Genomic DNA, 14,918 nt, shown 5'->3' with positions numbered 1-14,918 from the left:
TCATCGACCGTCAGGCCGACCTGCTCGACACGCTGGCGCTGGACGCCGGTGATGCGCGCTGGATGGAACTCGCGACGGCCCTGTTGCTGGTCGAACACAATCTTGAAGACGCGTTGTTTGGCCACGTGCGTGGCTACGACGGTCAGCGCCGAGACCCGGCGACGGTGCTCGCCGAACCACCGCCTGTCCGGTTGGACCATCGCGAAGGTGCGGCGGCGGCATTGCGCGAGTCGCTGGTCAACCTGTCGCAGCTCAAGGATCAGATCAGCGAGTACATCGCACGTGGTGAGCCGGGGTTGCTGAGCGACGCCAAGCGCATGCTGCATCAGGTCGAATCCGCATTGTCGGTGCTAGAAAGCGACCGCGGAGCGGCGTTGACGGCGCGGTTGCGGGCCACGATGGATCTGGACGGCTTCCGCGATATCCGCGACAGCTCAGCGCTGGCGGACGGATTCGCCGATGCGGTCGCTCTGGCTGAGTGCTACATCGAAGCGTTGCAGCAGTCGCAGCCGCAGACCGAGCATTTGCTGGACCAGCTCGATACGGTGCTTGCGCAGGTCGACGAGCGTTTGCGTGCCGATCCCGCGTCGCAGTCCGCGGCAGCCGAGGCGATCGAGCTGCCCGAGCCGGCCCGCCCGGACGAGATCGATCCCGAGATTCGCGATGTCTTCCTGGAAGAGGCCGCGGAGGTTCTCGAAACCTTGCAAGGGCATCTCCCGACCTTCCTGCGCAATACCGAAGATCACGAGACGCTGACGACGATTCGCCGCGCGTTCCACACGCTCAAGGGCAGCGGGCGCATGGTCGGAGCGACCGACATTGGCGAGTTCGGCTGGTCTGTGGAGCACATGCTCAACCGCTGCCTGGAAGGCGCGCTGAGCGTGACCCCGGCGGTCGTGAAGACGCTGGAACAGGCGGTGGACGCATTGCCCGGCGTGGTCAGCAACTTCCGGGATGGCGAGCCGCTGGGCGAACAGGCGCGGGAGCTTGTCGCCCGCACGGATCGCGTCGCACGCGGTTTGCAGATCGACGACGCGGACGAGGACTTCGATCCAGAAATCCATCGGATTTTTCGCGAGGATGCGCGGCAACATCTCGAGACGATCCGGCTGTGGCTGGACACGCAACCGGCGAACGAGCACGGCCGCTTTCCGGTCACGCATGAACTCGTGCGGGCGCTGCACACCTTGTCCGGTGCCTCTGCCTCGCTGTCAATGGAATCGATCTCCGAGCTGTCGTCGGAGTTGGAGAATCTTTGCGAGACCGTGATGACGGCGGGTCTGGGGTTGGGTGATGCCGAGCGCTCGCTGATCTACGAGACCATGGCCGAGCTCGCAGCCTGGCTGGATGCCGACGAGGCGGGAATCGTGGAGCGGCCCGGGCTGGAAAGCCTGCGTGAGCGCGCCACGCAGGCGCTTCGCGAACTGCCCGAAGATGTCCGCAAGGCTAGCGCCCGGCGGCGGCTGATCGTCACTTTCACCGACGAGGCAGCGGAGCTGCTGGATGGCATCGAGCAGCAGATTCAGGCCTGGAAGAGCACCCCGGCGGCCGAGCATCATGCGCGCAAGGTCGCCGAGGCCCTGCATACGTTAAAGGGCAGCGCGGGCATGGCGGATGTCGAGGACGTTCGCGAACTCGCGGCCAGCCTGCGTGAGCGCGTCCTGGTCCGGGACAGCGCGGGTGCGCCGCCGCCTGATACCGCCTGGTTCGCGGGCATGGACTCCGGCATCGAGCACGTTTATCAGATGCTCGATGCGCACCGCTCCGGGCTGGCCGTGAACATACCGGAGCACCAGCCGCCATTGTTCGACGAGGCCGAACGCGCAATCGTCCTGGCAAGCGATACCGCGGGCGACGCCGAGCCGCCGACGCTTGAAGCCGCCGAACAGGCGGCGACACCGGAAGGCCCGGATCCTGGCTCGCTAGCCGCATCAGTGCCGATCACCCGTGCAGTGCCGGATGACGATTTCGACGCGGAACTGGCCGCGACGTTTGCCGAGGAAGCGCGTGAGCTGTTGCAGGGTATCGATCATGCGTTCGCGCTGTTCGAGGACAATCCGGCCAACGATCAACCACTGGATGAGATCGCACGTGCGCTGCACACGCTCAAGGGCGGTGCCCGCACGGCCGGCGTATCGGCGCTGGGCAATGTCAGCCACCGGCTGGAGGATGTTGTCAGCGACATGCTGGCGGGACGGCTGGCTCGCGATGCCGGGGTGGTCAGCCAATTGCATACCGTCGTCGATGGGTTCCACGCCCTAGTCGATCAACTGGAACGTGCGGAATCGCTCGATGGTCGTCGCGTTCTTGATGACATCGAGGATCTGGAGCGACTGGGCAAGCAAGCTGACCTGGCGGCGTTGTCGCAGCCGCCGGGTGACGAGGAGGTCAAACTCCCCGACGCCGCCGATGTCCCGTTGACGCCAGAGGCCGATCCACCGATCGCCCCGCCGGAAGACGTATTACAGGTTGAGACCAATGAGGCCGCACCTCCGTCGGACGCACCCGACACGGTCGAACTGCTTTGGCCATCGGACGAACCCGGCGATGTCGGTGCCGCCGACGATGCCAGCATTGATCTGCCAATCGCGGACGAATCGGAGTTGCTTGCAGAGCCGGCGCAAGAGGAGTCGCCGGATGAATCGCTGGCGGCGATGGGTATCGCACAAGCGCTGCCGGATGATGGGGGCGTCGATCAGGCCATCGATCAGGAAGTCGTCGACATTTTCCTGTCCGAAGCGCGCGAGCTTCTCGACGAGATGGGCACGGCGCTGGCCGGGCTGGCGATCGATCCGTCGCGTGAAGTCGCCGCCGTCGCGACGGTCCGGCGCTGTCTGCATACCTTGAAGGGCGGCGCCCGAGTGTCGGGGTTAATGGCGTTTGGTGATCAAGTCCATGAGCTTGAAACGGCGCTGGAACGTCTGCTGCTGAGCGGGCAGTTCACGCCGCAGTGGCTACGCGAGGCGGAAATGGGCGCCGAGCGGCTGGCGACCACGGCCGACGATGTTGAACGGTCATTGCGAGCGCCGACGGTGCCGGATTCGGTCCTCGTCGAGTCGGTGGCCGAGGAACCGGCGCTGGAGGCGCCCGATCCCGTCCAGGTGGAAGAATCCGCGCCGGTTGCCGATCCGGCTGTTGAGGCACCGGACGAGGTGGTTGGCGCATCGGCGGTTCCAGCCGAAGAGGATCTGATCGAAGACAGCGAAGAAGAGCAGCGCTCAGCTGCTGATGACGCGCTGCCCGCACCGCGAATTGAGCCGCCGGAGGCGGAGATCCGCGACTGGGACGCGCGCCTGTTCTGGCAGCCGCCGGCCGCGCAGGACGAACAGATTCTGGTGCGCCGTGAAACCGCCCGGATCACCGTCGAGCAGCTGGACACGATGCTGAACCAGGCCGGTGAAGTGGGCATCTTCCACTCGCGGTTGGAACAGCAGGCCAACAGTCTGGCGAGCCAGCTCAACGAGTTGCAGCAGACCATCGACCGCGCGCGGTCGCAGCTGCGGCAGATGGAGATGGAAACCGACGCGCAGATTCAGGCGCGGCAGCATGGTCGGTCGGAGCAGGGACCGGATCGTTACGAAGACGAATTCGATCCGCTTGAAATGGACCGCTACACGCGCATGCAGGAGCTGTCGCGCGCCCTGAATGAGTCGGTGGCCGATCTGGGCAACCTGCAGGACACGCTGTCGCAGCAGGTCAGCGAGGTCGACGGCATGCTGCGCCACCAGGGGCAGATCAACACGTCCTTGCAGCAGGGCTTGATGAGCACCCTGATGGTGCCGTTCTCCCGGCAGGTGCAACGGCTGCAACGCGTGGTCCGGCAGACAGCGGCCGAGTTCGGCAAGGCCGTCACCGCCGAATTCGAAGGCATCGAGAGCGAGATGGACCGCAATGTGCTGGAGCGCATGACCGGTCCGCTGGAGCATCTGCTACGCAACGCGGTTTATCACGGCATCGAATCGCCCGAGGCACGCGTCGCCGCCGGCAAGCCCGAGAACGGGCGCATCGATGTGCGGTTGCGTCGCGAGGGCACACAGCTGGTGATGGAAGTCGCCGACGATGGCGGCGGCTTGAACCTGCTGAAGATCCGCCAGAAGGCGGTCGAACGCGGCCTGCTGAATCCCACGGCTGAGCCGTCCGACGAAGCCGTGGCGCAGTTCATTTTCGAACCGGGCTTCTCCACCGCGGACAACCTGAGCCAGGTTGCCGGTCGCGGGGTCGGCATGGATGTGGTCGGCGCCGAGGTGAAGCACCTGGGTGGCTCGGTCGACGTGCGATCCGAATTCGGCAAGGGCGTGCGCTTTGTCATCCGCCTGCCGCTGTCGCTGGCGATCAGCCGCGCGCTGCTGATGTCGGTGGGCGAGGAAACCTACGCCGTGCCGATCGGTGGGGTGCAGGGCATTGGCCGGGTTCCGGCAGCCGACCTGGCGCGCCTGGCGGCCAGCGACGAGCCCAGTTATGAATACGGCGGCGAGCGTTATGACGTTCGCTATGTCGGTACGTTGCTGGGCATCCCGGTGCCCGATAGCTTCGAAGCCCGGAATCTGCCGGTGATCCTGACCGCCTACACGGAAGGCCTGGGCGGGGCCGAACGGCGCGTGGCATTGGTTTGCGATCAGTTGCAGGGCAATCGCGAAATCGTGTCCAAGCAGGTCGGGCCGCAGGTTGGCGCCATCGACGGCATGGCCGGGGCCACGATCATGCCCGATGGCGAGGTCGTGCTGATTCTCGATCTGGCGGGCCTGCTTCGCGCCGCCGCTCAGCGTGCGACCTTGCAACCGATTGCAGCACCCGTTGATGCCGAGCCAGAGCGCGGCGTCGATGCCTTGACGGTGATGGTGGTCGACGACTCGATCACCATGCGCCGCGTCGCCGAGCGCCTGCTCACGCGCAACGGTTATGGCGTGGTGACGGCGAAGGACGGCATGGACGCGATGGCGCAGCTGCAGGGCGAACGGCCGGATGTGATGCTGCTCGACATCGAAATGCCGCGCGTCGATGGCTTCGAGGTGGCCACCTATGTGCGCAATACGGCGGAGTTGGCCGATTTGCCGATCATCATGATCACGTCGCGCTCGGGCGATAAGCACCGCGAACGCGCGGCGCGCATCGGCGTGAACCGTTACCTGATCAAGCCGTACCAGGAAGCTCAGTTGCTCAGCGAGATCGAATCCGTGTTGGGTGAAATGCAGGAGGCCGGTCATGGATGAAGCAATGCCGGACCAGGTCTACGGAGCGCTCATCACGCTCAATGGCGAAACTTGGCTGCTGCCCAATGCGGCGATTGCCGATGTGCTCGCCTTCGAGCATGTGGATATCAACACCGGTTCACCCGACTGGCTGCTCGGATTCGTCGATTGGCGAGACCGGCGGTTGCCGCTGATCGCCGTCGAGGGCCTGCTCGGGCTGCCCATTCCGGAGCGCATGCCGCGGGCGCGACTGCTGGTTCTGAACACTGTGACCGATCAGGTCATGGCCGGGCAGTACGTGATCGTGGCCCAGGGTTATCCGCATCTGGTCACGGTCAATGAACGGGCGTTGCAACCGGATTGGTCGGACGACCTGCCCGAGCGCAACAACACCGCCTGCCGCGTGCGCATCGGGACCAATCTCGCGTTGATTCCCGATCTTGACCGCATCGAATCGCAACTCGCCAGTGCGCTGGTACGCGTGGAAGCGGGGTCGCTGGAAGCCGCGGAATTGCCCGCCTTCCTGAGTTAGCCGCTACAGATCACCCCACCGCGCCTGAACGGCGGCGATAACGGCCGGGCCCGCGGTTTCGGTGCGCAGAATGCGCGGCCCGAACTGTAACCCGGTCCAGCCCTGCGCCTGGGCGCGCTGCACTTCGTCGGCGGTGAAGCCTCCCTCGGGGCCGACCGCAATTGCGACATCGTCGGTAGGGGCGAGCGCACTCAGACGGGTGTCGGTCTCCGGGTCCAGCACCAGCGCCTGTCCCTCTGCGGGCGCTTCCACCGGCCATTCGACCGGCCTGTGGATCGTTGGCACCGACACTCGCCCGCACTGCTCCGCCGCGGCGATGGCGACGCGCTGCCAATGCAACATGCGCTTGTCCAGGCGATCGCCACCCAGTCGCACATCCACCCGCTGCGTGTTCAGCAAGCGAATTTCCGCCACACCCAGTTCCGTGGCTTTCTGCACCGCATAGTCCATGCGCTCGCCCTTGCTCAGGGCTTGATAAAGCGCGATGCGAATCGGTGGCTCGGTGATCGTGGCCACCATATGGCCACACCGCACGCTGGCCGACCGTTTGGAAACGGCGCAAAGCGTTGCCTCACATTCGATGCCGTCGGCATTGAACAGCCGCAGTGCGGTCCCGGCGGGTGCGCGCAGAACGCGGACCAGATGATGCGCGACCGCGTCCGGCAATTCGAACTGCGCCTCCTGCTCCAGGGGGTGGTCGACGTAAAACCGTGAAATACGCAAGCGCGTCTAACCTGCAACCGCGAGCTCGATGCCGCGTATCGCCGCGCCGACCATGGCCTCGATTTCGTCGTCGTTGATGATGAAGGGCGGCATGAAATACACGACATCACCCAGCGGTCGCAGCAGCACGCCCTCGGTGAGCGCATGACGATGAATCCGGCGGCCGCGGCGCTCTCGCCAGTCGAAGGGTTCCAGACTGTCGCGGTCACGCACCAACTCGATGGCCATGATCATGCCGTGGCGGCGCATGTCGCCGACGTTCGGGTGATCACGCAGGGGCGCCGCCGCCGCTTCCATTGCCGCGCCCTTGGCTCGAACCTCGGTCAGCACATCACGGGATTCAAAAATCGACAGCGTGGCCAGCGCTGCCCGACAGGCCAGGGCATTGCCGGTGTAGCTGTGCGAGTGCAGAAAGGCCCGCATCTTGGCGTAATCGTCGTAGAACGCCTGGTAGATATCGTCCGAGGTCAGCACCACGGACAACGGCAGCGTGCCGCCGGTAATGCCCTTGGACAGGCACAGAAAATCGGGGGCAATGCCGGCCTGTTCGCAGGCGAACAATGTGCCGGTGCGGCCGAACCCGACGGCGATCTCGTCGGCGATTAAGTGGACGTTATGCCGGTTGCAGGCTTCGCGCAGGCGGGTGAGGTAAATCGGGTCATACATGCGCATGGAACCGGCGCATTGCACCAGCGGCTCGACGATCACTGCCGAGACCTCGGAGGCATGCTGTTCCAGCGCGGTTTCCATGGCGGCGAATGCGGCCTCGGAGTGTTCACGCCAGCTCATGCCTTCGGGCCGGCCATAGCAGTCGGGCCCCGGCACGACGATATTGTCCAGCAGTAGCGGTCCGTAGGTGGACTTGTAGAGCGGCACGTCGCCGACGGCCAGCGCGCCCAGGGTTTCGCCGTGGTAGCTATTGGACAGCGACATGAAGCGCGGACGGGTTTCGCCGCGGTTGAGCCAGTAGTGAAAACTCATCTTCAGCGCCGCCTCGACCGCGGCCGAACCATTGTCCGCGTAAAAGCAACGCGTCAGCGGCTCGGGCGCCAGCCTGACCAATGACTCGGCCAGTTCCACCGCGGGGGAGTGGGTCATGCCTGCGAGCATGATGTGGTCCAGCGTGTCGAGCTGGTCCTTCAGCGCGGCCGTGATCACAGGGTTGGAGTGGCCGAACAGGTTCACCCACCAGGAGCTCACAGCGTCGATGTAGCGACGGCCGTTGAAATCTTCCAGCCACACGCCTTGCGCCGAGCGGATTGGCAGCGGCGGCAGTGCCTCGTGGTCTTTCATCTGGGTACAGGGATGCCAGACATGGTCCAGATCACGTTGCGCCCAGGCGGTGTTGTGGTCGATAGAGTCGGTCATGGCCTCGGGTCCGGCCGGCGAGTGCGTCGCCGGTTTTACAGGGTTGGATTGAGAAAGCAACCGGGGATTCGCCGGATTCAGAGCGTCTTGACGAACACCTTCGAGTTCCTCTGCAGGTTGTACAGCGCGCGCTTTTCCACGGGCAGCGATTCGACATCGGCCTGGGCGAAACCCCGCTCGATGAACCAGTGCGGCGTGTGTGTCGTCAGCGCCATGACCCGCGTCAAACCTTCAGAGCGCGCGCGCTCCTCGGCCTGGCGCAGCAAGGTGTCGGCGCGGCCTTCACGCTGGTAGTCCGGGTGGACGACGATGCAGGCGATCTCGCCGATCTGTTCGTCGGAGTAGGGCATGAGCGCGCAGCAGCCGATGACCATGGCGTCGCGGGTCATGACCAGAAACCGGTCGATATCCAGTTCAAGCTGCTCGCGTGAGCGCGGGACCAGAATTCCCTTGCGTTCCAGCGGCTCGATAAGCTGAAGAATGCCGCCCACATCGTCGATGCGTGCCGGTCGCGCGGCGTCGTAGCCGTCGCTGGCGATCATCCGGCCGATGCCGTCGCGGGTATACAGCTCGGTGAGTAGCGCACCATCGGATCGCGCGCTGACCACATGCACACGCGGCACCCCGGCTTCCGCGGCCTCCACAGCGGCGCGGAACAGCGCATCATCCGGCGCACAGGCCAGCTGATCCCGCGCCGTCGCCAGTGACCACTGGTTGGGCGTTGCCGCGGACGGTTCCGGGTGCAGATAGACCAGCTTGTCGGCGCGCAGGGCGACCGCCGCCTTCAGAGCGACTTCTTCGGCCAGCAGGTTGAAGGTTTCGCCGGTCGGCGAGTATCCGGCCGGTGACAGCAGCACGATTGCGCCACGGTTCAGCGCCGCCTGCAGCGGATCGACATTGATGCGCCGAACCTCACCGGTGAGCTGGAAGTCGATGCCATGGCGAATGCCCACGGGCCGGGCGACAACCCAGTTGCCGCCGGTGACTTCCAGCCGGGCACCACCCATGGGAGAGCTGGCGACGCCGGTGGACAGCAGTGCCTCCAGTTCCATGCGCACCGCGCCCACAGCGGCAGCCACGCTGCCCATGGCAGCAGGCGAGGTCACACGCAGCCCCTCGATGACGTCGCAGCTACAACGCTCCGCGGCCAGGCGCTCTTCGATCTGAGGCCTTGCGCCATGCACCAGCACCAGCCGAACGCCCAGGCTGCGCAGCAAGGCGATGTCGTAGATCAGCGCGCGGCGATCCTCGTCTAGCAGTGCTTCTCCGGGAATGCAGAGCACGAAGGTGCGCCCGTGATGGGCATGCAGATAGGGCGCGAATTCGCGCAGCGCTTCGACCAGAGGGTGCTGGCTCATGCGGTTGATCCTTCGAGTCCGTTCGGTTTGGTGTGGGTCCCCAACGGCTAAGCGTAGCGCAGCGCCCTGGCGCTTGTATCAGTGTGGGCTGGCGGTCTGCGGTTCGACGCAGAAACGCTGGATCAGCCGGGCCAGCTGGTCGATGGTCGGTTCCACGCGGTCGAGCCGGAGGTATTCGTCCGGCTGGTGAGCGCAGTCGATGTCGCCGGGGCCCATGATGATCGTGTCCATGCCCAGCGCGCCGAAGTAGCCGGCTTCGGTGGCGAAGTCCACGGCGCCGGCGTTGTGGCCGGTTAGCTGCTCCGCCGCGCGGCAGATCGCGGCGGCGGCATCGCAGCCGTGAGCGGGGGTCCCATCGAACAGTGGATGCACGTCCAGGCCGTAGTCGGTTCCGTCCACCGCCGTTTGCGCGGCGCGGTGGATGCGTTCGCGCAGATCCTCTATCGACATGCCGGGCAGAAAGCGCAGGTCGATGTGCAGATCGCAGAGCGCGGGTATGCGGTTGGGGGCGTCACCGCCGCAAATGTGGCCGACGTTCAATGTCGGGTGGTTAACCGCGAACACCGGATCATTGAAGGTTTCGCGCAGCTCGTTTTGCAGGCCGCGCAGCGCCTCGATCACGCGCGCCATGCCCTCGATGGCATTCGTGCCCAATGCCGGATTGCTGGAATGACCTGCCCGGCCATTGATGCGGATCGCCTCCATCAGAATGCCTTTGTGGGCGCGAATCGGCCGCATGCCGGTGGGTTCGCCAATGACGGCGTGGCGGGCCTTCGGACGTCCGGTCTCCAGCAACATCTGCGCACCTTCCATGCCGGTTTCCTCGTCGGCGGTGCCGATTAGGATTAACGGCTCGCGCAGCTGCCCGGCCTGAAACCGGGCCGCGGCGGTGGCGGCAAGCGCGAGAAAGCCCTTCATGTCGGTGCTGCCCAGGCCGTAGAGGCGGCCATCGCGCACCGTTCCATTAAACGGGTCGCTGTTCCAGGCGCCTTCGTCGTAGGGCACGGTGTCCAGATGTCCGGCCAGCACCAAGCCGCCGGAGCCCTGCCCCAGCGTGGCGACAAGATTGCACTTGTCCGGCTGTCGCGGCAGCGGCAGCAGTTCACAGCGAAAACCCAGCGGTTGCAGCCAGGTGGCCAGTTGCTCGGCCACCGCGCGGTTGCTTTGGTCGATGGACGGCTGGGCGCTGGAGATGCTGGGCAGCGCGATGAGCGACTGCATCATCGCGACGGGATCGGGGAGGCGGTTCACAAAGCCCTTCATGGGGAGGAGACCGCGTTATCATAACGGGTCTTTCTTACGGCCCTCGCCATGACCGACATTGACTATGACAGCCTGGAAGGCGCGCTCTCCGGGCTGGGAATCCACCAACCCGGCGCGGAATACCACGGCACCCTGGCCGGCATGATTGCTGCCGGTATCGAGCCGCCCGTAGACCTCGGCATCGCTGCTGACCTGAGTCGCGGCGAGGCGGCTGATGCCGCACGCACCGTGCTGGAACAGCTGCGCGGTGACACCGCCCACGATTTTGTCGATGCCGACATGGGGTTCGCCCCGATGCTGCCGGACGACACCGCCACGCTGCCCGATCGCGTGCAGTCACTGGCGCTCTGGTGCCAGGGTTTTCTCTTCGGCGCTGCATCGCTGCCGGGCTTTTCCATCGAATCGCTGTCCAGCGATGCCCAGGAAGTCGTGCGCGACTTTGGTGAGATTGCCCGCGCCGGGAATATCGAGGAAAGCGAGTCGGAGGAAACCGCCTACGCCGAATTGATCGAGTACGTGCGCGTGGGCGCGCAGATGCTGTTTTTCGAGTTGCACGAACAGGCCGAGTCGCAGGACCGGCAGGAGTCGATTCACTGATGAGCCCCCTCGACACGAACGCCGTACCGGTTGGTCCCGCGATCGAGCCGGCTGAATTTTCCGCCCGCCGTCGCCAGCTAATGGAGGCCATCGGGAACGACGGCGTCGCCATCATCCCGTCGTCCATCGAGCAGACGCGCAACAGCGATGTGCACTATCCGTTTCGTCAGGACAGCGACTTCCGCTACCTGACCGGATTCAACGAACCCGATGCCTTGGCGGTACTGGCGCCGGGTCACGCCGATGGCGAATTCCACCTGTTCTGCCGGCCGCGTGACCGGGAACGGGAGATCTGGGACGGCCTGCGCGCCGGTCCGGAAGGCGTGGTTTCCAATTATGGGGCCGACCAGGGACACACGCTGGATGCCATCGATACCGTGCTGCCCAAGCTGCTGCGTGGCCGCTCGAAGGTCGTCCACACGCTGGGTCTGTCCTCCGCCTGGGACCAGCGGGTGCTGGGCTGGGTCAACACCTTGCGTGCTGCCAGCCGCCGCGGTCCGGCCGCGCCCGAGGCCATCGTCAGCCTGGGCGCGACCCTGCACGAGCAGCGCCTGATCAAGTCGGCCGGTGAGCTGGAGATGATGGCGCATGCAGGCCGGGTTTCGGCCGAAGCTCATTGCCGGGCCATGCGGGTTTGTCAGCCCGGCATGACCGAGTACCAGATCGCCGCAGAGATTCACCACAGTTTCGCGATGGCCAGGATGGAGCCGGCCTACGGCACCATCGTTGGGGGCGGCGCCAACGCCTGCATCCTGCATTACGTGGAAAACAGCGCGGTGCTGGCTGACGGCGACCTGCTGCTAATCGATGCCGGCGCCGAATACGATGGCTACTGCGCCGATATCACCCGCAGCTTCCCGGTCAACGGTCGCTTCAGCGGTGAGCAGCGCGCGATTTACGACCTGGTGCTCGCGGCGCAGCTGGCCTCCATCGACGCGGCGCGTGCCGGCCAGCGGCATCAGGACGATGTGCATATGGCCTCGGTGAAGACCCTGACCCGTGGCCTGGTTGACCTCGGCCTGCTCACCGGCGATGTGGACGCGCTGATCGAGGATGAGGCCTACAAGACCTATTTCATGCACGGCACCGGCCACTGGCTGGGCATGGACGTGCATGACGTGGGCGCCTACTACGACGACGGCAACTCCCGCCAGCTGGAGCCCGGCATGGTGCTCACGGTGGAGCCGGGGCTTTACGTGGCCGAAGGCACGCCAGGCGCGGACGAACGCTTCTGGAACATCGGTGTGCGCATCGAGGATGACGTGGTCGTCACCGATGGCGAACCCCGCGTGCTGACGGCCGATGTGCCCAAGCACGCGGACGAGATCGAAGCCCTGATGGCGGGCTAGCGTCGCAGGTGTCAAACACTTATGACGTGATCATCGCCGGCGGTGGCATGGTCGGCGCCAGCCTTGCGGTGGCGCTGGCTGATCTGCCGCTGCGCATCGCCGTCATTGAGCCGCTGCCGCTGGGCAGCGAGGCACAGCCGAGTTTCGATGAGCGCACCATCGCGCTGAACGCGGCCTCGCGGGTGATATTCCAGACCTTGGGTGTATGGCCCGGCATGGCGGCGGATGCCGCGGTGATGCGCTCCATCCATATCTCCGACCAGGGCCGTTTCGGCATCACCCGGATGCAGGCGGCCGACTACGGCCTGCCGGGCCTGGGTTATGTCATTCCCACGCGCAGCGTCGGCCAGGCCTTGTTCCAGCGAATCGAGGCCAGCAATCGGATCGACTTCATCTGTCCGGCGAGCCTGTCCGAGCTGGCATGGACCGGCGATGACTCGGTGGACGTCACGCTGGACGATGGCCGCAGTCTGCGAGCGAGGCTGCTCGTGGGTGCGGATGGTGCGCGCTCCCAGGTGCGCACGGCCATGGGTGTCGAGGCGGATCTGCATGACTATGGTGCCAAGGCGATCGTCAGCAGTGTCGCCACGTCCAGGGCCATCGATGGCCGGGCTTTCGAACGTTTCACCGCCACCGGGCCGATTGCGTTGCTGCCGGGGCCGCATGAGCGCTGCGTGCTGGTGTGGACGCGTCCGGTCGAGGACGCCGATGAACTCGTCAGCCAGGACGAGGCTGAATTTCTGACCCGGCTCAATGCCGATTTCGGTCGGCGGCTCGGGCGTTTGCACGCGCTGGGTCGGCGCCAGGCCTATCCGCTTTACCGGGTCATGGCACGGCGTCTGGTCGGGCCGCGTTCCGTGCTGATCGGCAACGCCGCGAACAATCTGCATCCGGTGGCCGGGCAGGGCTTCAACCTGGGCTTGCGCGATGCCGCGACACTGGCTGAAATTATTGCGGACGCCTGCGCCGAAGGTCAGGGCATGGGCGATGCCGCGCGGCTGGCAGGCTACGCGCGCCGTCGCGAAGCCGATCGCCGCGCCGTGGCGGGCATGACCCACGGCCTGATCCAGCTGTTCTCGAATCACACGCCGGGCCTGCGCAGCGGCCGCAACCTGGGGCTGCTGACCACCGATTTGCTGCCGGGCCTGAAGCGGCGCATGGCCGTCCGTTCCACGGGCTTCGCCGGCCAGCCCCCGCGGCTGGCGCGGGGCCTGCCGATCTCCACCCACGAGCCTCAGGTCGTTTCATGAGCAGCGCTCCGCAGCACTGCGATGTCATGGTCATCGGCGCCGGGGCGGTGGGGGCCGTCGCAGCCCTCGCGCTGCGCAGCCAGGGGCATCAGGTCACCGTGCTGGACGCCGGCCGGCCCGTCGACTCACCGCAGGGTGCGCAGGTCGATGCGCGCGTGTTCGCGCTATCACCGGCGTCCATCGATTTGCTCGAGAGCCTGGGGCTTTGGAACGACGTCGTCACCCGCGCACAACCCTATGCCGGCATGACCGTGTGGGACGCGGTGTCCGGTTCGGACATCCGCTTCCGCGCTGCGGAATTCGGCCTGCGCAGCCTCGGCGCCATTGTCGAGAACTCGGCGCTGGTTTCGGCGGCGCAGGCCGCGCTGGCCAACATCGCTTTCGGCCATGCCGTCACCGCGGTGTCCGACCAGACGGACGCCGTTGCGGTGACGACGGACTCCGGCGCTCAGTGGCTGGCCAAAACGCTCATCCTCGCCGACGGCGCAGGGTCGCCGGGCCGGCAGGCGCTGGGCATTCCGGTCGCCGGTCGCGATTACGGCGGCCAGGCCATCGTCTGTCATCTCGCTTGTGAACACGGGCATGACGTCACGGCCTGGCAACGGTTTCTGCCGACCGGTCCGGTGGCACTGCTGCCCCTGTCCGATGGCCGCGTGTCGCTGGTCTGGTCCACCGAGGCCGCGCAGGCGCAGCGGTTGCTGGCGATGGATGACGAGCCGTTTGCCCACGCGGTTACCGAGGCAACCGGCGGGCGTCTAGGGCGCCTGTACGCACCGACGCGGCGCTTCGCCTTCGCGCTGCGCCGGCAAACCGCAGCACGGTTCACGACGAATCGCTGTGTCCTGCTGGGCGATGCCGCACATGTCGTGCATCCGCTGGCCGGTCAGGGGGTCAATCTTGGTTTCGACGACGTGCGGGCATTGCGCGTTGCGATGTCCGACCCCGCCACGGGCCTGCGCCCCGTGGCCCGCCGCCGTTACGAGCGTGAGCGCCGCGCCGAGATTGCGCGCATGAGCCAGGGCATCGATGGTCTGGATCGTCTGTTCGCGACGGCCAATCCGGTGGTCAGCACGGCGCGCGGCATCGGCCTGCACCTGGCCGATGTGTTGCCGCCACTCAAGCGGCAATTTGCCGAGGCGGCGCTGGGCGTGAAGCCGGGGTTCGCAGCACCGCCGGGCTGAGAGCGGTGGTGCGCAACTCAGATCAGCATTGGCCATCGGGCGCGGTCACGGTACACTCCGCCCTCGACTAAGACCCTGCGGGAGAGCGTAACCCTCGTGGGACCGCCG

Annotated in this window: 10 protein-coding genes; 6 read left to right on the top strand and 4 right to left on the bottom strand. The window is 66.0% G+C overall.

Annotated elements, in window-relative coordinates:
• Both ACE1EY_RS08075 and ACE1EY_RS08070 read left to right on the top strand, forming a co-directional pair.
• The coding region (locus ACE1EY_RS08075) for an Hpt domain-containing protein (protein WP_370299912.1) at nucleotides 1-5,210 on the top strand (5,210 nt) is incomplete at its 5' end.
• Nucleotides 5,203-5,721 carry a chemotaxis protein CheW gene (locus tag ACE1EY_RS08070; protein ID WP_291514410.1) on the top strand — a complete coding sequence of 173 codons (519 nt, stop codon included), beginning with the start codon at nucleotides 5,203-5,205 and terminating at the stop codon, nucleotides 5,719-5,721. The genes ACE1EY_RS08075 and ACE1EY_RS08070, both read left to right, overlap by 8 nt.
• A 3-nt stretch (nucleotides 5,722-5,724) precedes the next feature.
• Here the strand turns inward: ACE1EY_RS08070 and ACE1EY_RS08065 are convergent, their stop codons facing one another.
• From ACE1EY_RS08065 to argE, 4 genes are all read right to left on the bottom strand, one after another.
• Nucleotides 5,725-6,444, bottom strand: coding sequence for a 16S rRNA (uracil(1498)-N(3))-methyltransferase (locus ACE1EY_RS08065; RefSeq protein ID WP_291514409.1), 720 nt, complete (start codon nucleotides 6,442-6,444; stop codon nucleotides 5,725-5,727).
• 6 nt (nucleotides 6,445-6,450) lie between these two features.
• Nucleotides 6,451-7,812, bottom strand: a complete 1,362-nt coding sequence (locus tag ACE1EY_RS08060; protein WP_291514408.1) for an adenosylmethionine--8-amino-7-oxononanoate transaminase — start codon at nucleotides 7,810-7,812, stop codon at nucleotides 6,451-6,453.
• A gap of 77 nt (nucleotides 7,813-7,889) precedes the next feature.
• Nucleotides 7,890-9,170, bottom strand: coding sequence for an amino-acid N-acetyltransferase (gene argA / locus ACE1EY_RS08055; RefSeq protein ID WP_370299911.1), 1,281 nt, complete (start codon nucleotides 9,168-9,170; stop codon nucleotides 7,890-7,892).
• Between the two features lie 78 nt (nucleotides 9,171-9,248).
• The gene (gene argE / locus ACE1EY_RS08050; RefSeq protein WP_370299910.1) at nucleotides 9,249-10,433 is read right to left on the bottom strand and encodes an acetylornithine deacetylase; all 1,185 of its coding nucleotides are present in this window, start codon (nucleotides 10,431-10,433) and stop codon (nucleotides 9,249-9,251) included.
• A gap of 48 nt (nucleotides 10,434-10,481) precedes the next feature.
• Between argE and ACE1EY_RS08045 the strand changes: the two genes are divergently transcribed.
• From ACE1EY_RS08045 to ACE1EY_RS08030, 4 genes are read left to right on the top strand one after another with little or no spacing between them, the layout of a single operon-like run.
• Nucleotides 10,482-11,030: a UPF0149 family protein gene (locus tag ACE1EY_RS08045; RefSeq protein WP_291514810.1), complete on the top strand. Its 549-nt coding sequence runs from the start codon at nucleotides 10,482-10,484 to the stop codon at nucleotides 11,028-11,030.
• Nucleotides 11,030-12,379, top strand: a complete 1,350-nt coding sequence (locus ACE1EY_RS08040) for an aminopeptidase P N-terminal domain-containing protein (protein ID WP_370299909.1) — start codon at nucleotides 11,030-11,032, stop codon at nucleotides 12,377-12,379. Before ACE1EY_RS08045 ends, ACE1EY_RS08040 begins: the two co-directional genes overlap by 1 nt.
• 26 nt (nucleotides 12,380-12,405) lie before the next feature.
• Nucleotides 12,406-13,629, top strand: coding sequence for a 2-octaprenyl-6-methoxyphenyl hydroxylase (gene ubiH, locus ACE1EY_RS08035; RefSeq protein WP_373928064.1), 1,224 nt, complete (start codon nucleotides 12,406-12,408; stop codon nucleotides 13,627-13,629).
• Nucleotides 13,626-14,810, top strand: a complete 1,185-nt coding sequence (locus ACE1EY_RS08030) for an FAD-dependent oxidoreductase (RefSeq protein ID WP_291514807.1) — start codon at nucleotides 13,626-13,628, stop codon at nucleotides 14,808-14,810. Before ubiH ends, ACE1EY_RS08030 begins: the two co-directional genes overlap by 4 nt.
• Nucleotides 14,811-14,918: the final 108 nt, after the last annotated feature.

The organism is Abyssibacter sp. (assembly GCF_964229365.1).
Classification (GTDB): Bacteria; Pseudomonadota; Gammaproteobacteria; order Nevskiales; family OUC007; genus Abyssibacter.
The sequence above is the reverse complement of the archived record's forward strand: the minus strand, read 5'-3'. Positions and strand labels throughout refer to the sequence as shown.